The sequence below is a fragment of the Kitasatospora sp. NPDC042419 genome (genome assembly GCF_056437345.1).
This window is the reverse complement of record NZ_JBWKAW010000017.1, coordinates 1-20,562: the sequence shown is the minus strand read 5'-3', so window position 1 is coordinate 20,562 and position 20,562 is coordinate 1. Positions and strand designations below refer to the sequence as shown.

The window sequence follows — 20,562 nt, the reverse complement described above, 5'->3', positions numbered from 1 at the left end:
GCGGGACCACTCCGCCCGGTCAGTCCCCGATGTCCGAGCGGGTGGCCGACGCGGGCACGGGGGCCGGCTTCTCGAAGGTGCTCACGACCGCCACGGCCCGTCCCTCGGAGACGGCCGTCTCGATCGCGCACATGGTTTCGAGGACGTGCAGGGCCAGTTCGGCACTCGCCCGGTGCGGGCGCCCGTTGACGACCGCCGAGGCCAGGTCGGCCACGCCGACGCCGCGGTCCCCGTAGGAGGTGAACGGGGAGTCGGCCGACGGATCGGTCTCGCCGTCACCCGCCGTGCTCTTCCAGGTCACGCCGCCGGCGAACCGGTTGGGGTCCTGGAGCGTCAGGCTCCCCCCGGTCCCCATGATCTCCAGCGGAGGCAGGACGTTGCGGGGGACGTCGAAGCTGGCCATCAGCGAGGCCACCGCCCCGGAGGCGAACTCCAGGCTCGCGCTGTACGTCGTGGGGACCTCCACCGGGATCACCTCGCGCACGCCGTCGACGACCCGCGACCGCTCCTCCTGGTTGCGTCGCGCGATGCCGGTCACCCGGGTCACGTTCCCGAGCAGCACGCAGAGCGCGGTGACCGAGTAGGGGCTCAGGTCGAACAGCGGTCCGGCGCCCGGCTGGTAGAAGAAGCTCGGGTCGTGGTGCGGGTAGACCTCCGGGCCGCCCGTGTTCATCGCGGCGAAGGCCGCGGTCGGGGCACCTATCAGGCCGGAATCGATGAGCCGGGCCGCCTGCTGGACCCCGGCGCCCAGGAAGGTGTCGGGGGCCGCCCCGAGCCGCAGGCCGCGGGACCGGGCCTCCTCCACCAGCTGCCGGCCCTGTTCCAGGGTCGCCGCCAGCGGCTTCTCGTTGTAGACGTGCTTCCCGGCGCGCAGCGCCGCCAGCGCGACGTCGGCGTGCATCTGCGGCGGCGTGAGGTTGAGGACGAGGTCGACGTCGGGATCGGCGAGCAGTGCCTCGGTGCTGTCGTACCACCGCGGCACCCCGTACTCCGCCGCCTGGCTCTCGGCCACGGTGCCGCGCACGTCCGCCACCGCCACCAGCCTCAGGACGTCGAACCCCGGCAGCCGCTTGAGGTAGGTCTTGCTGATGGTGCCGCAGCCGACCACTCCAAGGCCCAAAGTGTCCATGCCGGGTTCCCCCTGAATCTCGCGCACGTTCCCGCTCCGACGGTGGAAGACCGCGTGTCTCCGAGCGCCGGCGGCGGATCGCCGGCGCCGCCTTCGCCGCTTCATGATGTGCCGAAACGGACGCGCTGGGACGTCACGCTTTCCAGGGACAGGTCTGCGGACGCGGCTCGGCGGGCACCCCCGGATGCTCCGCCGGCAGGACCGACCTGCGGTCGAACGGCGGTGTCCGGATGGGCAGTTGGCCCCTGGATGCCCGCCCCTGACGCCCGCCCTGACGCCCGCCCGGATGCCCGCCGATGCCCGCGGACGCCCGCCGCGGACACCCGCTCGGCGGCGGGCCGTGCGTCCCGGCCGGCCGTGCGGCGCACCCGGGTCCGCCCCGGCCCGCGCACCCCGCCCTCCGGAGCCGTGTACCCCGTTCCTGGGGCGTGACGGCCGGTCCCCGGCTTCCCATACTGGGCCGGTGCTGCCCAATCGAGCGATCGTGCCACCACGCGCGCTGACCGTGAAGGAGCAGGCGCTGTGGATGCTCCAGCGCCTGGCCCCGGATGCCGGTGTCGCCAACGAGACCATCGTGTTCCGCGTGCGCGGAAGACTCGACCACGACGTACTGGCTGACCAGGTGCGGCAGTTGGCCGCCCGGCACCCGATGCTGCGGACCGTGTTCCCCGAGGAGCGCGGTGAACCGGTCGCCAGGGTGCTCGGCCCCGGCGAGGCGCCGGTCCCGCTCTCCGTCTTCGAGGACACGGCCGGGGACCTGGCGGAGGCGGTGGCCGACTTCGCCGAGCCGGCCTTCGACATCCTCCGTGAACCGCCGCTGCGGGTCGGCGTCTGGCACCGCGGGGACGGCGACGTGTGCTGCGTCGCCATCCACCATCTCGCCTACGACGCCTGGACGGCCGGCACCGTGTTCCGCGAACTGGTCGCGGGCTACGACGCCGCCGTCGGCCACGGCGCCCCCGTCGCGTTCCCCGAGCAGGCCCCGGTGCTGACCGAGCCCCCGCTGGACCCGGCCTCCCTGGAGTACTGGCGCGAGCACACCGCCGGCGTGCAGCCGGCGGCGCAGCGGCTCGGCCCGGCGCGCCCGGACCCCGACGTACCGACGTTCGCGGGGACGGCGACGGACCACGTGCTGGCGCCCGCGGTCCGCGCGGCCGTCGCCGACGCGGCCCGACGGCACCGCGTCACGGAGAACATCGTCATGCTGGCGGCGTACTACCTGCTGCTGGCCCGGCACGGCGCCGGCCCCGACCTGGTCGTCGGGGTGTCCGCCGACGCGCGCGAGGCCGACCAGCGGTCGGCGGTCGGCTACCACGTCAACACCCTGCCGCTGCGCCTCCGGGTGGACCCCGACGAGACCTTCGGCGGGCTCGTCCGGCGGACCCGCGACGTCTTCCTCTCCGGGCTGACCCACCGGCGCGTCCCGTACGAGGCGGTCCTCCCCGGGCTGCAGGCCGCGGGGGCGGACTGGCGCTCGCCGCTGTTCCGCCACATGTTCAACTACCGCCCGGTCCCCCTCCCCAGCCGCCCCGCGATCGGCGGCCTGGACGTCGAGCTGCTGTCGGTCCCGCCCCGCCACAGCCGCCACGACCTGGAGTTCATCGTCGAGACCAGCCCGGCGGGCTGCTCGATCCACGCCGTCCACAGCACCGAGATCCTGGACGCCGAGGACGTCAGGGCCCTGCTGCTGCGGTACGAGGCGCTCCTCGGCTCGCTGGCCGGCGAGGACCGGCCGCTGCGCGACCTGCCGTGGTGGAGCGCCGCGGACGAGGCCGCCGTCCGGGCCGCCAACGACACCGCCGACCCCGAGCAGGCGCCCACCGTGCCGTCGGCCTTCCTCGCCCGGTCCGCCGAGGCCGCCGAGGCGGTCGCCGTCGTCGACGGGGGCGTCGGCACCACGTACGGCGAGCTGTCCGCCCGGGCCGCCGCGATCGCCGGACGGCTCCGGGACGCGGGCGTCCGCCCCGGCGACGTCGTCGCCCTGTACGCCCGGCGCGGCGCCGGACTCGCGGCCGCCGCGCTCGGCGTGTGGCTCGCGGGCGCGGCGTACCTGCCGCTCCACCCGGCCCATCCCGCCGACCTGCTCGGCTACCAGCTCGGCGATTCCGGGGCCGCCGCGGTGCTCGCCGACCGGGCCCTGCCGGAGGGCACCGAGGTGCCCTGTCCGGTCCTGCCGGTCGCCGTCTCCGACGAACAGGCCCGCGACGCCGCCCGGTCCGGCCCCCCGGCCGACGGCACCGGCACCGGCACCGGCACCGCCGACCGGGCCTACCTCATCTACACCTCCGGCTCCACCGGCCGGCCCAAGGGCGTCGGGATCACCCACGGGAACCTGGCGAACGTGGTCCGCCACTTCCAGGACGCGCTGCGGGTCACCCGCGACGACGCCGCCCTGTGGCTCACCACCTTCGCCTTCGACATCTCGGCGCTGGAGCTCTTCCTCCCGCTGGTGGCCGGCGGCCGGTCGGTCGTCGCCCCCGACGAGGCGCAGGCCGACCCGCGTTCGGCGATCGAGCTGATCGAGCGCCACGACGTCCGGATCGTCCAGGCGACGCCGACCACGCTGGCCCTCGTGCCGCCGGTCGCCGGCACCGCGCTCGCGGGACGCACGGTGCTCTGCGGCGGCGAACCGCTGCCCGGCCCGCTGGCCCGGGACCTGCTCGCCACCGGCTGCCGGCTCTTCAACGTCTACGGCCCGACGGAGACGACGATCTGGTCCACGGCCGGTGAGGTCCTCCCCGGCCGGCCGGTGACGATCGGCGTTCCGCTGCGCAACACCACGGTGTTCGTCGCGGGCCCCGACGGCTCCCCGCTGCCGCCGGGCCTGACCGGCGAGGTGTGCATCGCCGGTGAGGGGCTGGCGCAGGGCTACGTCAACCGCCCGGAGCTGACCGCCGAACGGTTCGCCCGGGCCCCCGGCACCGGCCGCCACTACCGCACCGGCGACCGGGGGCGGTGGCGCCACGACGGCACGCTCGAACTGCACGGCCGCTCCGACCGCCAGGTCAAGATCCGGTCCCACCGGCTCGAACTCGGCGAGGTGGAGGCCGCCCTCCTGGAGCACCGGTCGGTGACGGTGGCCGCCGTGGTGCTGCGGGACGGTCCGGACGGGCAGCCCGGGCTGGTCGCCTTCGTGCAGCCGCCGGTCGACGGGCCGGACGTGACCGGGGACGAACTCTGGGAGCACCTGCGCGACCGGCTCCCCAGCTACGCGGTGCCCGACACCTTCGTGATCGGCCCCGTCCCCACCAACGCCAACGGCAAGGTCGACCACCCCGCCCTCGCGGCGCGCCCCGTCCCGCAGTCGCCGCAGTCGCCGCGGGCCCGGCGCGCGGCGGAGGACGGGACGCCGGCCGACGCGGTGGTCGACTCGATCGTGGCCCTCTGGCAGGACCTGCTGGAGCAGCCCGACCTCGGGGCGTCCGACAACTTCTTCCTCGCCGGCGGCCACTCCATGGTCGCGGTCCGCATGCTGGCCCGGCTGGCCCGGGCGCACGGCGTCCGGCTCGCGCTCGCCGACCTCCTGGAGGCGCCGACGCCGGCCGGTCTGGCGGAGCGGGTCCGCGGGGCCGCGGGGTGACCGGGCGGCAGCCCGGGCCGGCGGACGGCCGTGGTGCGGAGGCCTCGGCGGAGGTTTCCGTGGAGGGCTCGGAGGAAGCCTCGGCGGAGGTCTCCGTGGAGGTCGACGAGCAGCTGCTGCGCACCCTCCTCCGCGAGCAGCACCCGGACCTCGCCGGGCTGCCGATCCGGCCGGCGGCCACGGGCTGGAACAACCGGCTCTGGCACCTGGGCGACCACCTGGCGGTGCGCGTGCCGCGGAGCGAGTGGGCCGCCGCGCTGATCCGCAAGGAGCACAGCCGACTGCCGGAGCTGGCGCCGCACCTGCCGCTGCCCGTCCCGGTACCGCTGCGCCTCGGCGAACCGTCCGCACGCTTCCCGCTGCCGTGGACCGTCACCACCTGGGTCCCGGGCGAGCCCGGCGACCGCGCCGACGTCACGCGCGGTGCCCACGCGGCCGACACGCTGGCCGGGTTCCTCCGGGCGCTGCACCGCCCGGCGCCGGCCGACGCGCCGGTCCACCCGGGCCGCGGCGTCGACCTCCGCGGCCTCGCCGAGGAGTTCGACCGGAAGCTCCGGGACTTCGCCTCCGACGCCGATTCCGACGACGGTTCCGACGCCGATGCGGCCGCCGTCCGGAGGGTCTGGGACGAAGCCGTCTCGGCCCCCCTCTGGCAGGGCCCGCCGACCTGGCTCCACGGGGACCTGCACCCCGCGAACGTCGTCGTCTCCGAGGGCACGCTCGCCGGTGTGATCGACTTCGGCGGGCTCGGGGCCGGCGATCCGGCCACCGACCTCGCGGCCGCCTGGCTCCTCCTCCCCGCCGGCTGCGCCCCGCGGTTCCTCGACGCCTACGCCCACGCGGACGACGCGCTGATCCGCCGTGCCCGCGGTTGGGCGGCCCTCCTCGCCCTCTCCCTCATCGAGATCGGCCAGGCCTGGGAGCGCGGCCTCCCCGGCGGCCAGCCCACCTGGGGCCCCGCCGGCCGCGCCACCCTCACCCGTCTCCTCGGACCCTCCTGAAGGTCCCGCCCCGGCCGCGGTCCCACGCCCTCCGCCGCCCCCGGACGCCCGCCCCGGCCACGTCACCCCGGGGGCGCGGCCGGGACGCGGCCGGGGCCTCGACGCCGAGCGTCACCGCTTCCGGGCTCCCCGGAGCAGCCCGGGCGGTCCCGCCCGGCCGCCGGCCGAGCCGTGGACAGGCGCCGGGCCGCGCTCGCCTCCCCCTCACGGCGCCGCCCCGACAACGGCCACCGCCGGAACGGCCCGGGCGCTCCCGCCGGGGTCGCCGACGGAACACACCGGGCCGCCGGGCGGGGCGTCAGTAGACGCCGAGCACGCTCGCCTCGTCCTCGCGGTCCCGGACGCCGGGGGGCAGGCGGCGCTGGATGCGCAGCGCCGTGTGGGCGAGCGGCCGGTAGCCGAGCGCGGCGGCCGAGGCGTAGGCCCGGCCCGCGTAGTCGGCGGCCCGCCCGTCGTCGCCCTGCCGGAGCGCGGCCTCGGCGAGCCCGACCAGCGCGTGGAGCTCGGCCCGCCGGTAGCCGAGCCGTCCGGCCAGGGTGAGCGCGGCGCCGTGCCGGGCGGCGGCGGTGGCCGGGTCGTCGGCGGTCAGCGCGGCGGCTCCGGTGGCGTTGAGGCACTCGGCCTCGGTCCAGCGGTCGCCGTGCGACTCGGCGGCGCGCAGCCCCTCGCGGGCCGAGGTCCGGGCCTCCTCGGTGCGCCCGGCTTCGGCGTGCAGCAGGCTCAGGCCGGTCAGCGCCAGCGCCTCGGCCCGTCGGTGGTGCCCGGTGCGGCCGAGCGAGAGCGCCGCCCGCAGCGACTGGGCGGCGTTGCCGGGGCGGCCGAGCGCGGCGTGCACCAGGCCGAGTTCGACCAGTGTCATGGTCTCCAGCGCGGCCGTCCCGGTGGTGCGGGCCAGTCGCAGGCAGCGGGTGTAGTGCCGGTAGGCCTCGGCCGGGTCGCCCGAGTCGAACTCGGTCCGGCCGAGCGCGGCGAGCGAGACGGCGAGGCCGAGCGGGTCGCCGGTGCGGGTGTGCATGGCGACGGCCGCGGTGAGGTGGGCGCGGGCCTCGTGGAGGATGCCGCGGAGCCACGCGGCGCGGCCGAGCTGGTCGAGTGCGGACGCCTCGAACTCCGGCCGGCGCAGCTCCCGGCCGAGGGCCAGGGCCTGCCGGGCGTACTCCTCGCCGGCCGTGATCAGCCCGGAGTTGTGCTTGGCGTCGCTGAGGTTGAGCAGCATGGCGGCCTCGGCCCGGCGGTCGCCGGCCTCCCGGGCGGCGGCCAGGCCTGCCTTGGCGAGTCGGCACCACTCCGCGAACAGGGCGTGCTGTTTGCAGAACGCCCGCAGGGCGTCGGCGAGTTGCCAGGCGATGGGGAGCGGTCCGTACTCGGCGGTGTGCCGGACGACGGCGGTCAGGTTGGCGAACTCCGCGTGCAGGTCGGCGGACCGGTCCCGCTGCTCGCGGTGCGGGTCGGGGGTGACGACGCCCGCCGGGTCGACGCTCCGGCGCGGGGCCCGGCCGCCGGTGCCCGCGTCGGTGGCCGTCGCCAGGTACCAGCCGAGCAGCCGGCCCAGCGCCGCCGTCCGTTCGGCGACCGGCAGCTCCCGGTGGGCGCGGTCGTGGGCGAACAGCTGGAGGAGTTCGTGCGGGAACCGGTAGCGGTCGGCGTCGGCGCGCTCCAGCAGGTTGGCGACCTCCAGTTCGCGCAGCTGCCGTTCGGCCGCGGCCGCCTCCGAGCCGGCCAGCGCGGCGGCCGCGTCCCGGGTGAAGTCCGGCCCGGGGACGAGGCCGAGCAGGCAGAAGACGGTGCGGGCGGCCGGGTGGAGCAGGTCGTAGGAGAGGCCGATCGAGCCGGCCAGCGCGGTCTGCGCCTCGTCCGGCGAGGAGATCGCGGCGACCCGGTCGACGGCGAGCTCCTGGGCGATCCGGGTGAGCGGCACGTCGGACCGGTAGGCCGCGTTGGCGGCGACGATCCGCAGGGCCAGCGGCAGGCCCGCACAGAGCCGGACGATCTCGTCGACGGCGGCCGCGTTGTCCCCCTGGCCGGGGCAGAGCAGCGCGTCGACCAGGCGGCGCGACTCGTCCGGGGGCAGCACCGGCACGACGAGCCGGTGGGCGCCCTCGCGGGCGGTCAGGCTGACCAGCCGGCGCCGGCTGGTGACCAGCACGGCGCTGCCGCCGCCACCGGGCAGCAGCGGCCGGACCTGGTCGGCGTCCCGGGCGTTGTCCAGGACGACCAGCACGCCGCGGCCGGCCAGCAGCGAACGGTAGAGGCCGATCCGCTCGTTGACGCCCTGCGGGACGTGCTCGGCGGGCACTCCGAGGGCGCGCAGGAACCCGCCGAGGAGTTCGGCGGGTTCGGCCGGCCCGGCCCGGCCGTGGCCGCGCAGGTCGGCGAAGAGCTGGCCGTCCGGGAAGAGCGGCGCGGCGCGGTGGGCGGCGTGCAGGGCGAGCGCGGTCTTGCCGACCCCGGCGGTGCCCTCCAGGCAGACCAGCGGGAGTGTGCCGTCGGTGGGGCACAGCAGCTCGACGAGTCGTTCGATGTGGTGTCGGCGCCCGGTGAACCCGCGTGGACCGGGCGGTAGCTGGGCCGGTCTGGGCACGTCCGGCGCGGACCGCTCCCGGCCGGCCCGGCGCGTCCGGGCGGGGCCGCTGACCAGGGCCGGGTCGTACGCCACGGCCGGGCCGCGTCCCGCGGCGGGGTCGTGCTCCGCGGCCGACGGGTGACCGGCGCCCCCGGCCCGGCCACCGGCCCGGCCCCTGTCACCGGCCCGGTCCCTGTCCCCGTCCCGGCCGCCGGCCCGGTCCGCCCGGCGCCCGGGGCCGGGCTGCCCGGGTACCGGGGCCGCCGCCAGGCGCAGCACCCGCTCCTGGGCGGCCCGCAGGTGCGGCCCCGGGTCCAGTCCGTGCTCCTCGGCGAGCGAGCGGCGGACCCGCTCGTAGACCTCCAGCGCCTCCGCCTGCCGTCCGGACTGGGCGAGTGCCAGCACCAGTTGGGCCTGGAACCGCTCGCGCAGCGGGTGCTCGGCGACGAGTCGGCGCAGCTCCGGGATCCGGCCGGCCAGCCGGCCCAGTTCCAGCTCCAGGTCGAAGAGGTCCTCCAGGGCGCCGAGCCGGGCCTCCGTGAGCCGCAGTCGCAGCGGCTCGATGCCGGGGCCGTCGACGCCCTGCGCGAGCGGGCCGCGCCAGAGCGCCACCGCCTCGGTGAACGCCTCGGCGCCGCCGGCGGTGTCGCCCGCGGTCCGGCTGGACCGGCCGGCGGCGAGCAGTTCCTCGAAGCGTTCGACGTCCACCGTGCCGGCCGGCGCCAGGACGTAGCCGGCGTCCGTCCAGGCCAGGGTGGCGAGCCCGGCCAGCGCGCGGCGCAGCCCGGAGACGTACTTCTGTACGAGGTTGACGCTCCGCTCGGGCGCTTCGGCGCCCCACACCACGTCCACGATCCGTTCGGTGCGCACCGGGCGTCCGCTGTTGAGCAGCAGAACGGCCAGTACGGCACGCTGCCGGGGCGGTCCGAGCTCCGCCTCCTCGTGTCCGCTTCTCACCCGTACCGGTCCGAGGACCTCGAACCACACGCCACCGGTCAAAGCTTCCCCCAAAGCCGTTGCGACGTCAGCCGCACCGTGGACGCTACCACCGCGAGGGGGCCGGACCGCCGACGTCGTCGGCTCGTGTCCCGGGCGTGGCGGCACGGGTTGGACAAGGACATGTCGAGCGCGAACTCCGGTGAGCCGGCCCGCCGTTGCGGCCGCCGTCGTCGACGGCTCCCGACCGGCTCTCCGCTTGTGTCCTTTCCGTGCTTTTCCGGTGCGGTTTCCGCATCATCCCGCCTCCTCCCGTCTCCTCCCACCGCTTCCCGACCCCTTCCCGCGGCCTTCAGCGCCCGGTCAGCGGCCTGCCGGAAGGTTTTCCCCAGGCCGGGAGAGACCGCGAACCCGACCTGGGCCGGTGAGGGGACCGGCACGCCGTTCCGACGCCACACCCCATCACACCGTCCACTTTCTACCGGGGAACCGACGTTGCCCACGGGGGGATTCACCATGAACGCAACGCCCGAACTGCTGCCGTCACGCGACTTCGAGGAGTACCTGACCCGAAAGCCGGTCTCCGAGCTGAGATTCGACTCCACCGTGCCGCGCGCACTGGTGCACCGTGCCGCCATCGCCGAGGTGTTCGTCACCGACTCGGCCCGGGTCGGCGAGCCGGCCCCGGAGAGCGACGAGCACACCTTCGAGGTCGCGGCCCAGCTGCCGCGCGGCCACGTGGTCGGCGAGCGCGGTGGCGGCTACGACTTCCTGCTGCTGGTCGAGGTGCTGCGGCAGTCCGGCGTGCTGGTCGCACACCAGTACCTGGACGTACCGCTGGACCGCGCCTTCATCTTCAGCGCGCTCAACCTCAACATCCTCGGCCTGGAGGCGCTGCGGATCGGGCCGAGCCCGGCCCAGGCGGTGCTCTCCACCACCGTCCGCCCGCAGCGCAACCCGGCCGGGCGGGTGCTCGGCTTCGAGTTCACCGGCACCTTCTGGCTGGACGGCGTGCCCGCCATCGTCGGCTCCGGCTCGCTGACCTTCGTCAGCAACCGGGCGTTCCAGATGCTGCGGGCGGGCAACCGCAAGAAGCTGGACGGGCGTTCGCCCCGCCACCCGCAGCTGCTGCGCTCCGCGCCGTCCCTGGTCGGCCGGCGGGACGCGTTCAACATCGTGCTGACCGAGCCCTCCGTCAGCGAGTCGGGCACCGCCTCCGCGCTGCTGGTCGTCGACACCGACCACCCGCACCTGTTCGACCACAAGCTGGACCACGTGCCCGGCAACCTCCAGCTGGAGGCGGCCCGGCAGCTCTCCGTGGCCGCCGTCGCCAAGCTGCACGGGCTGCCCGCCGAGAGCCTGGTGGTCACGGCGTCGAGGGCCGAGTTCACCGACTTCGCCGAGCTGGACCTGGTGACCAAGGTGGCCGCGGAGGTCGGCGAGGCCAGCTTCGACGGCGCGCTCGGCGCCGTCACCGTCCCCGTCGCGATCAACGTCTCCCAGGAGGGGGCCACCGTCGCCACCCTCGCCATCGAGGTGACCCAGTGGATCTGAACCGGCCCGCTCCGTCCGCCGGCGGCATCGACACCGTGGTCCTCGACTACGGCGGCGTCCTGACCAACCCGCTCGCCGAGACCTTCACCGAGTTCGGCGCGCGCACCGGCCTGGACCTGCAGGCCATCGGCACCGCCTTCGCCGCCGCCACCAAGCGCCACGGGATCAGCCCGATGGCCGAGTTGGAGGTCGCGGCGATCACCGAGCAGGAGTTCACCGAGCGGCTGCTCGCCGAGCTGCCGCCCGGCTCCGGGGCGGCCCTCGGCGGCCGGCCGTTCGGTGAACTCTGGTTCACGGGCCGCCGGGCCAACGCCGAACTGGTCGACTTCGCCCGGCAGTTGAAGTCCTCCGGCTACCGGATCGCGCTGCTCACCAACAACGTCGTGGAGTGGGGCCCGCGCTGGCGGGCCACCCTCCCGGTGGCGGAGCTCTTCGACGTGGTCGTCGACTCCTCGGCCGAACGCGTCCGCAAGCCCGACGCCGAGCTGTACCTGCGGCTGCTGGCCCGGCTGGACACCCCGGCCGAGCGCTGCCTCTTCATCGACGACACGGCGGAGAACTGCGACGCCGCCCGGCGGCTCGGCTTCCGGGCGGTGCTCTTCGAGAACACCGCGCAGACCGTCCGGGACGTCTCCGAGCAGCTGACCGCCCAGGCCCTGCGGGAGCTCTCCAGCCGGCTCGGACACCCCCTGGTGGAGGAGCTCGACCGGCCGGCGGGCGGGATGCTCCGGTGACGGCGCAGCCGGAGGTCCTCGTCGTGGGCGCCGGCCCCACCGGCCTGACCGCGGCCTGCACGCTGCTCCAGCACGGCGTGCCGGTCCGCCTGGTGGACCGCCGGGAGTGCTTCGCCGCCGAGCCCAAGGCCCTGGTGATGTGGAGCGGCGCGCTGGAGGCGCTGCACCGGCTCGGCGTGGCCGAGCCGGTCGCCGAGCGGGCCCTGCCGCTCAGCGGCGCCTCGTACTGGTCCAACGGGCGGCGGCTGGCCGGCGTCTCGTTCGGCACGCTGACGGGCACCCGCTTCCCCGGCCCGCTGTGCGTGCCGCAGCCGGTCACCGAGGAACTGCTCTACGAGCGGCTGCTCGACCTCGGCGGCCGGGTCGAGTGGGCCACCCGGATCACCTCGGTGGAGGCGGCCGGCGACCGGGCCGTGGTCCGGCTGGAGACGGCCGGCGGCGCGGTCGAGACCGTCGCCGTCCCGTGGGTGATCGGCGCCGACGGGGTCCGCAGCACGGTTCGCGAGGCGCTCGGCATCCCCTTCGAAGGCAGCAGCTACGACCGGGAGTTCGTGCTCGGCGACGGCCGGATCAAGGGTGACCTGCCGCCCACCGAGGCGCAGTACCACCTCAGCCCGGACGGCGTGCTCGTCCTGGTCGCCCTGCCCGAGGGCGGCCACCGGGTCTTCTTCGACCTGCCCCCGGGCAGCCGGACCGGCCCGCCGGACGACGCCGAGCTCCAGCAGCTCCTGGACGCCCGCGGCCGGGGCCGCTGGACCATCGAGGAGACCTGGTGGACCAGCCGGTTCCGGGTGCACACCAAGGTGGCCGCCCGGTTCCGGCAGGGCCCGGTCTTCCTGGCCGGCGACGCCGCGCACGCGCACAGCCCGGCCGGCGGCCAGGGCCTCAACACCGGGGTCCAGGACGGCTTCGACATCGGCTGGAAGCTGGCCGCCGTGCTGCGCGGCGCCGACCCGCGCCTGCTGGACAGCTACGACCCGGAACGCCGCCCCACCTCGGCCCGGGCCGTGCGGAACTCGGAACGCCAGACCAAGCTCTGGCTGCTGAAGCCCCGCCCGGCCCGCGCCCTGCGCGACCTGCTGCTCGGCACCCTGTCCCGCAGTGGCGCCCTGGAACGCCGCATCGTTCCGGAACTCGCCCAGCTGGACCTCGATCTGACGGCCAGTCCGGCCGTCACGCGCACGCCCGCGCCGGGTGGTCCCACCCCCGGACGACGGCTCGGTGACACCCCGCTCGATCCGGTCGACGGGGCCACGGCCACCACCCTGCACCGCTACCTCGCGAGCGGCCGGCACGCCGTGCTGGTCGCGGGGTCCGGGCCGGGGGCCGCGACGGCGGCCGAGGAGGCCGCCACCGAGCTGACCCGGCGCGGCGTGCGCGACCTCGCCGACGTCCTGCTGCTGCTCCCGCCGGGCGGGCCGACGCCCGTCCCGGCGGGGCCGGCGGCGTACGACCTCGCGGCCGGCCGGCTGCCCGGCGCCGGGCGGCCGGGGGCGGCGGGCCTGGCCTGCTACCTCCGCCCGGACGGGGTGGTGGGCCGGGTCGTCGCCCTGGACCGGCCCGGCCGGGTGGGCGAGCTGCTCTCCGCGCTGCCGACCGGGCAGCGCTCCGCCACCCCCGCTCCGTGAGGTACCCGATGCTCAAGCGACTCGGCCGGGCGGTCACCGCCCGGCCCTGGTCCGCCCTCCTCTTCGTGGTGATCTTCCTGGTCAACGCGCTGGTCGTGGGCGCCGGTGTCACCGACCGCCTGCACAACGGCGGCACCAGCGACCCGTCCTCCGAGTCGGCGCACGCCGCCGTGCTGCTGGAGCGGTCCTTCCCGGCGAGTTCGCCCAACCTCGTCCTGGAGGTCTCGGCGAAGGCCGGCGGCTCGGTCGACGCCCCCGAGACCTCCCAGGCGGGCGCCCGGCTCGGCGAGCGGCTCGCCTTCGAGCCCGACGTCGTCGGCGTCACCTCGTACTGGCAGACCGGCGTCGACGAACTGCGCTCCACCGACCGGAGCAAGGGGCTGATCCTCGCCCACATCGAGGGCGACGAGAACCGCGCCAAGGAGGTCTTCGACCGGATCGCCCCGCACTACCGCGGCAGCCCGGCCGGCCTGGAGGCACTGGACGTCCGGCTCGGCGGCACCGTCGCCGTCCGCGAGGAGATGCAGGCCACCATCGCCGACGACCTGGCGCGGGCCGAGCTGATCGCGCTGCCGATCACCCTGCTGATCCTGGTGCTGGTCTTCCGCGGCCTGGTCGCCGCCCTGCTGCCGCTCGCCGTCGGGATCTGCGCGATCCTCGGCACCAACGCGGCACTGCGGGTGATCACCGGGTTCACCGAGGTCTCGGTGTTCGCGCAGAACCTCACCACCGCGCTCGGCCTGGGCCTCGCCATCGACTACGCGCTGCTCATCGTGCGCCGCTTCCGCGAGGAGCGCGAGCGCGGGCTGGAGGTCCGCGAGGCCGTCGCCACGACCCTCGCCACGGCCGGCCGCGCGGTGCTGTTCTCCGCGCTCACCGTCGCGGTCTCGCTCTCCGCGATGCTGATCTTCCCGCTCTACTTCCTGCGGTCCTTCGCGTACGCGGGCATCTCCGTGGTGCTGATCGCCGCCGCGGCGGCGCTGGTCCTGCTGCCCGCGCTGCTCACCCTGCTCGGCGGCCGGATCGACGCCCTGAAGATCAGGCTGCCGGGCCGCCGCGCCGCACGGCCCGACCGCGGGCCCGGCGCCGGCTGGCACCGCACCGCCACCCTGGTGATGCGGCGCGCCCCGCTCTTCGCGCTCGGCATCACCGCCCTGCTGCTGCTCGCCGGACTCCCCTTCCTGCGCGTCCAGTTCGCCGCCGCCGACGACCGCCAGCTGCCCACCGCCTCGGAGTCCCGGGTGGTCCAGCAGTCCATCCGGGACGGCTTCACCGCCAGCGCCACCGGGGTCGTCGACGTGGTGGTGCACACCGGCGCGGCCGGCAACGGCACCGTCCCCGGCCCGGAGCGCGACGCGCTCGCCCGCTTCGCCGCCCGGCTGTCCGGCCTGCCCGGCGTCACCGAGGTGTCCACCCCGATCGGCGGCTACGAGGGCGGCGTGTCCTCCGGCGAGGCCGGTCCGGCCGACAGCCTCCGCTCCGCCGACGGCCTCGGCCACCTCTCGGTGGTGCCCGTCTCCGACCGGGGCGACGTCTCCCAGGCCAACCAGGACCTGGTCGGCGAGATCCGCCGGGCCGGCGCGGACTTCCCGGCGCTGCGGCCCTCCGTCGGCGGCCAGGCGGCCACCCTGGTGGACAGCAAGCACGCCATCGCGGTGCGGCTGCTGCCGGCCGGGGCGCTGATCGCGATCGCCACCCTGGTGCTGGTCTTCCTGCTCACCGGCAGCCTGCTGATCCCGCTGCAGGCGGTGCTGCTGAACGCGCTCAGCCTGACCGCGATGTTCGGCGTCGTCGTCTGGGTGTTCCAGGACGGCCACCTCTCCGGACTGCTCGGCTTCACCCCGACCGGCGCGGTCGAGACCACCCTGCCGGTGCTGATGTTCTGCGTCGCCTTCGGCCTCTCGATGGACTACGGCGTCTTCCTGCTCTCCCGGGTCAAGGAGGAGTACGGGCGCGGGCGCGACCCGCGCAAGGCCGTCGCCGACGGCATCCAGCACACCGGCGGGCTGATCACCGCCGCCGCGCTGATCCTCTCGGTGGTGCTGGTGGCGATCGGCACCTCCCGGATCACCAACACCAAGATGCTCGGCCTCGGCGTGGCACTCGCCGTGCTGGTCGACGCGACCGTGGTGCGCTGCCTGCTCGTCCCCGCGGTGATGGCCCTCGGCGGCCACGCCACCTGGTGGGCCCCGGCGCCGCTGAAGCGGTTCCAGGAACGGTTCGGGCTGCGCGAGGAGCCGCTCGCGCCGGAGGCCGCCGCCGGCCACGCCGGGTCGGACCCCGGCTACGACCCCGGTCCCGGCTCCGGCTCCGACCCCGCCCCCGATCCCGACCCCGGCCCCGTCCTCGCCGCGAAGGAGTCCCGATGACCGACGTCCGCACCCCGCCCGGCCGCGTCGTGGTCACCGGCGCCACCGGACTGCTCGGCGGCGCCGTGGTCCGCGCCCTGCTCGCCGCCGGCCACGAGGTGACCGCCCTGGTCCGCGACCGGGACAAGGCCGAACGGCTGCTGCCCGCCGACGAACGGCTCTCCGTGCTGGCCGGCGACATCACCGACCCGGCCGGCTACCGCCGGGCGCTGCCCGGCGCGAGCGGCATCGTCCACACCGCCGCCTACTTCCGGGAGTACTACCAGCCGCAGCCCGACCTGCGCCGGCTGCACGCCGTCAACGTCGACGCGGTCGCCGCGCTGCTCCGCGAGGCCGTCGACGCCGGTGTGCGCCGGGTCGTCCACACCAGCTCGATCAACACCATCGGCCGGGGCAGCGCCGACTTCCCCGCCGACGAGAACACCCCGCCGCCCGCCGACTGGCAGCGCAACGGGTACCGGGCCAGCAAGGTCCGCGCCGAACAGGCCGTCGCCGAGTTCTGCGCCCGCGAGCAGCTCACCGTCCCGCTGGTGCTGCCCGGCTGGATGTGGGGCCCCGGCGACGCCGGGCCCACCTCGGCCGGCCGGCTCTTCCTCGCCGTCGCGCAGGGCGAACTGCGCGCCGTCCCCCGGGCCGGGAACCACGTCGTGGACGCCCGCGACGTCGCCGCGGCCTGCGTCCGCGCCCTGACCCACGGCATCGGACTGCGGCGCTACGTCGTGGCCGGCTCCTGGTACGGCCTGCACGACCTCGTCACCGGCATCGCCGCCGCCACCGGCGCCACCCCGCCCCGACAGATCCCGGCCGGCGCCGCGCTCGCCTTCGCCACCGCACTGGAGTACGGCGCCAAGCTGCGCGGCCGACCGCCGGTGGCCACGCGGGAGGGGGTCCGGGTGCTGCTCGACGGCACCCGGACCCGGCTCTCCTCCGCCCGCGCGGAGAAGGAACTCGGCGTCACCTTCCGCCCGTTGGCGCAGACCCTGAGCGACGAGGCGAGCTGGTACCGGGAGCAGGGGCGGGTGGCGTCGTGACACCCCCCGTCCCGTCGGCCGGCCCGTCACCCGACCCGACCGGCCCCGCCTCCGCCGCACCCTCCGCCGCCGATTCCCCCGACAACCCCGACAACCCCGACACCCGCGACACTCCCGGCTCCGCCGACGTCCCCTCCCTCCCGCACCCACGCTCCTCCCCGGACAACGAAAGGGCCGCGACCGTGCCCCGTTCCAGGAAAGCCGCCCTGCTGACCGTCGTGGCCGCGCTGCTCGCCCTGTCGCCCGCCGTGGCCGCCGTCGCGGCCCGCTCCGACGACTCCGCCGCACCCACCGCTCCGGCCACCGCCCCCGCCAACGGGCCGGCCGCCCTGCCGCCGGGCGCCGAACAGGCCGCCGCCGCCACCAAGACCCGGCTGGCCGCCGAGAACATCGTGGACATCCCGGTCCGCTTCACCGTCCGGAACATCAACCGCACCCTCGCCGCCTGCCCCGTGGACGGCAAGACCTACCAGGTCAGCGGCCACCTCACCGCGCCCGAGGCGGTCCTCGACGGCGGCGCCGGCAAGCGCGCCGTCACCCTCTACGAGCACGGCATCGCGGCCGGCGAGTGGTACTGGCGCCTCGACGCCCCCGGCTACCACCACACCGAGGAACTGGCCAAGAAGGGCCGCGCCTCGCTCACCATCGACCGGATCGGCTACGGCGCCAGCGACAAGCCGGACGGCTTCGGCAGCTGCATCGGGGGCCAGGCCGACATCGCCCACCAGATCGTCGAGCAGCTGCGGGCCGGCAGCTACCAGACCGAACAACCCGGCCAGGCCGCCGTCCCGTTCGACAAGGTCGTACTGGCCGGCCAGTCCAACGGCAGCCAGGTCTCCCAGATCGAGGCCTACTCCTTCCAGGACGTCGACGGCCTGGTCATCATGGACTGGACCGACCTCGGCCTCACCCCGCAGGCCAACGCCCGCTTCTTCTCCTCCCTCCAGACCTGCCTGCGCGGCGGCTCGGCGGTGGACGGCGCCGGCGGGCCCGGCGGCTACGCCTACTACGACCTCGGCACCGAGGAGTTCAAGTCCGGCAACTTCCACGACACCGAGCCGGGCGTGCTCGCCCTCTCCGCCCCGCACCAGAACCGGCACCCCTGCGGTGACATGGCCTCCCAACTGGGCTCCGTCCTGGTCGACGTGCGGCACATCGAGGACATCAGGATCCCGGTGCTCTTCCTCTACGGCGAGAAGGACGCCCGGGTCCAGGGCGGTGCCGAGCACCGCGCGCTCTTCACCGGGACCACCGACACCACGCTGGTCGAAGTCCCCGACGCCGGCCACTACATGGGCATGGCCCGCAACGCCCCCCAGGTCCACGCCACCCTCGCCGACTGGCTGGCGGGCCACCAGCTGGGCTGACCCGGCTGCGAACCGGGCCGCCGACCGGCGCGCCCCGACCAGGGCGCACCGACCGCCCCACCACCTCACGTCTGGAGACCAGTTGTCATGACGCTCACCCTCGAACCCGCGGCCGACCAGCGGGTGCCGCTGTTGCGGAGGCTAGGCCGACTGCTGGTCGACCGGCGGCGCGCGGTCCTGATCACGGGCACCGTCCTGCTGGTCCTCGCCGCCGCGCTCGGCGCCGGTGCCCAGAAGGCGCTCTCCCTCTCCCGCTTCGAGGCGCCCGGTTCGCAGTCCGACCGGGCCTCGGAGGTGCTGCACCGCGAGTTCGGCCACGGCAGCCCCAACATGATCCTGCTGGTGACCGCCAAGCACGGCACCGTCGACGACGCCGCCGTCGCCGCGGCCGGCCAGGCGCTGGCCGCCGAACTCGGCTCCTCCACGGGCGTCCGGACCACCGGCTCCTACTGGGGGCAGGGCAACAGCCCCGCGCTGGCCGCCACCGACAAGAGCAAGGCCCTGGTCACCGCCTGGCTGGACGGCACCGCCACCGAGTCCCGCGAGCGACTCGCCGACCTGTCACCGAAGTTCACCCGGGAGACCGCCGACGTCAAGGTCGAGGTCGGCGGCCAGGACGAGGTCTTCCGGCAGGTCGGCGCGCAGGCCCGGAAGGACTTCCTCGGCGCCGAGGCGATCGTGCTGCCCGCGGTGCTGCTGCTCCTGCTCGCCGTCTACCGCCGCTGGTCGGCCGCCGGGCTGACCATCGGCGTCGGCCTCTTCTCGGTGCTCGCCACCCTCGCGCTGCTCCGCGGGGTCACCCTGTTCACCGAGGTCTCCACCTTCGCCGCCAACCTCGCCCTGGTGATGGGCCTGGGGCTCGGCATCGACTACAGCCTGTTCGTGATCTCCCGCTTCCGCGAGGAGAGCGCCGCCGGCCACGACAAGCACACCGCCGTGGTCCGGGCCGTCGAACGGGCCGGCCGGACGGTGATCTTCAGCGGGGTCACCGTGGCCATCTCGCTCCTCGCGCTGTTCGCCTTCCCGTTCCCGTTCCTTCGCTCCTTCGCCTACGCGGGCGTCTTCGTCGTCCTCACCGCGATCGTCGGCGCCGTCGTCCTGCTGCCCGCCGCGCTCGCCGCCGTCGGGCACCGGGTGCTGCGGCCGGACGCCGCCGCCGCCGGCCCCGTCGAGACCGGCCGCTGGTACCGGTTCACCCAGCGGGTGATGGCCCGCCCGCTCGCCTTCGGCACCGCGGTGGTCGCCCTGCTGCTGCTCCTCGGGGCGCCCTTCCTGGGCGTCAAGTTCGGCCTGCCCGACGAGCGGGTGCTGCCCGCCGAGGCCTCCAGCCGGGTCGTCCAGCAGCAGATCCGGGACGGCTTCCCGGCCCGCGAGACCGACGCCCTCCAGGTCGTCGCCGACGGCGTCGCCGACCCGAAGGGGACCACCGGACAGACCGACGCCTACGCGGCCAAGCTCTCCGCCCTGCCCGGCGTCTTCCAGGTCGACACCTTCACCGGCTCCTACACCGACGGACGGCTGCGCACCGGCCCGACCGCCGACTCCGCCCGGTTCGCCACCGGCTCGGGGGTCTGGCTCACCGTGATCCCGGAGGAGGCCGCACTCGCCGGCGACATGCCCGGCCTGGTCGGCCAGGTCCGGGACGAGGCCGCGCCCTACCCTGTCCAGGTGGGCGGCTTCCCGGCGGACATGACCGACTTCCGCTCCGGCCTGCTCTCCGCGCTGCCGCTGGTGGCCGGGCTGATCCTGGTGCCGACCTTCATCCTGCTCTTCCTGATGACGGGCAGCCTGCTGATCCCCGCCAAGGCCACCGTCTCCAACCTGCTCAGCCTCACCGTGATGTTCGGCGCCCTGGTCTGGGGCTTCCAGGACGGCAACCTGGCCGGCGTGCTCGACTTCACCTCGGCCGGCACGATGGAGCCCAGCATCCCGATCCTGATGTTCTGCATCGCCTACGGGCTGTCGATGGACTACGAGGTCTTCATCGTCTCCCGGATCAAGGAGGAGCACGACCGCGGCGCCGACACCCGGACCGCCGTCGCCACCGGCATCCAGCGCAGCGCCCCGCTGATCACCGCCGCCGCCGGCATCCTGGCCCTGACCTTCGCGGTCTACGCCACCGGCTCGGTGGTCTTCCTGAAGGAGCTGGGCGTCGGCCTCGCCCTCGCCGTCCTGGTCGACGCGCTGCTCATCCGCGCCGTCCTGCTCCCCGCCGTGATGCGCCTCGCCGGCGACGCCAACTGGTGGGCCCCGGCCCCCCTCCGCCGCCTCCACGCCCGCTTCGGCCTCACCGAGGCCGCGACCGACTGACTCCCCGCTCCCACCCCCAACCGCCCGCACCACCTGCGCCGCACCGTCGAGGCAGGTGGTGCGGGCGTGTCGGCGTCCGGCGGACCCGAGGCCCCCGCATAGCTTTCACTCTCATTCATTGCAATGAAACAGGAGCCTGTCGTTGCATTTCAGCTGCACTCGTCGCAACGATATTGCCGCATTGACCTGCGAGGATGCTGTTTTGACGCAATGAGTGTGTTGCCTGGATATGGAAAGCAACGTAGCTTTTCCGTTGTCAGAAACACCGACGGCAACGACTCGCAGGAGCACACACCACCATGCAGAACTTCGCCACCACCGCCCCGATCACCACCGTCCTCGACATCCCCGCCGGCCGCA

11 protein-coding genes are annotated in these 20,562 nt (G+C 75.4%); 9 read left to right on the top strand and 2 right to left on the bottom strand.

Annotation, left to right across the window (positions count from 1 at the left end; genetic code table 11):
* Positions 1-19: 19 nt before the first annotated feature.
* Positions 20-1,129, bottom strand: a complete 1,110-nt coding sequence (locus AC067J_RS27400) for a Gfo/Idh/MocA family protein (RefSeq protein WP_478303524.1) — start codon at positions 1,127-1,129, stop codon at positions 20-22.
* 463 nt (positions 1,130-1,592) lie between these two features.
* On the opposite strand from AC067J_RS27400, the gene AC067J_RS27395 reads away from it, so the two are divergent.
* Together AC067J_RS27395 and AC067J_RS27390 are read left to right on the top strand one after the other, a co-directional pair.
* Positions 1,593-4,709 carry a non-ribosomal peptide synthetase gene (locus AC067J_RS27395; RefSeq protein WP_478303522.1) on the top strand — a complete coding sequence of 1,039 codons (3,117 nt, stop codon included), beginning with the start codon at positions 1,593-1,595 and terminating at the stop codon, positions 4,707-4,709.
* A gap of 59 nt (positions 4,710-4,768) precedes the next feature.
* Positions 4,769-5,710, top strand: coding sequence for an aminoglycoside phosphotransferase family protein (locus AC067J_RS27390; protein ID WP_478303520.1), 942 nt, complete (start codon positions 4,769-4,771; stop codon positions 5,708-5,710).
* 298 nt (positions 5,711-6,008) lie between these two features.
* On the opposite strand, the gene AC067J_RS27385 is transcribed toward AC067J_RS27390, so the two are convergent.
* Positions 6,009-9,230 carry an AfsR/SARP family transcriptional regulator gene (locus AC067J_RS27385; protein WP_478303518.1) on the bottom strand — a complete coding sequence of 1,074 codons (3,222 nt, stop codon included), beginning with the start codon at positions 9,228-9,230 and terminating at the stop codon, positions 6,009-6,011.
* 495 nt (positions 9,231-9,725) lie between these two features.
* Between AC067J_RS27385 and AC067J_RS27380 the strand changes: the two genes are divergently transcribed.
* From AC067J_RS27380 to AC067J_RS27350, 7 genes are all read left to right on the top strand, one after another.
* Positions 9,726-10,763 carry a ScbA/BarX family gamma-butyrolactone biosynthesis protein gene (locus AC067J_RS27380; RefSeq protein ID WP_478303517.1) on the top strand — a complete coding sequence of 346 codons (1,038 nt, stop codon included), beginning with the start codon at positions 9,726-9,728 and terminating at the stop codon, positions 10,761-10,763.
* Positions 10,754-11,497, top strand: coding sequence for an HAD family hydrolase (locus tag AC067J_RS27375; protein WP_478303516.1), 744 nt, complete (start codon positions 10,754-10,756; stop codon positions 11,495-11,497). The genes AC067J_RS27380 and AC067J_RS27375 overlap by 10 nt, the downstream gene beginning before the upstream one ends.
* Positions 11,494-13,125, top strand: coding sequence for an FAD-dependent monooxygenase (locus AC067J_RS27370; RefSeq protein WP_478303515.1), 1,632 nt, complete (start codon positions 11,494-11,496; stop codon positions 13,123-13,125). The genes AC067J_RS27375 and AC067J_RS27370 overlap by 4 nt, the downstream gene beginning before the upstream one ends.
* Before the next feature lie 8 nt (positions 13,126-13,133).
* Positions 13,134-15,494, top strand: a complete 2,361-nt coding sequence (locus AC067J_RS27365) for an MMPL family transporter (RefSeq protein ID WP_478303514.1) — start codon at positions 13,134-13,136, stop codon at positions 15,492-15,494.
* Positions 15,491-16,525, top strand: coding sequence for an NAD-dependent epimerase/dehydratase family protein (locus AC067J_RS27360; RefSeq protein ID WP_478303513.1), 1,035 nt, complete (start codon positions 15,491-15,493; stop codon positions 16,523-16,525). Before AC067J_RS27365 ends, AC067J_RS27360 begins: the two co-directional genes overlap by 4 nt.
* Positions 16,522-17,892, top strand: coding sequence for an alpha/beta hydrolase (locus AC067J_RS27355; protein WP_478303512.1), 1,371 nt, complete (start codon positions 16,522-16,524; stop codon positions 17,890-17,892). The genes AC067J_RS27360 and AC067J_RS27355 overlap by 4 nt, the downstream gene beginning before the upstream one ends.
* A gap of 87 nt (positions 17,893-17,979) precedes the next feature.
* Entirely contained in the window at positions 17,980-20,202 is a 2,223-nt protein-coding gene (locus AC067J_RS27350; protein ID WP_478303511.1) for an MMPL family transporter, read from the top strand.
* Positions 20,203-20,562: the final 360 nt, after the last annotated feature.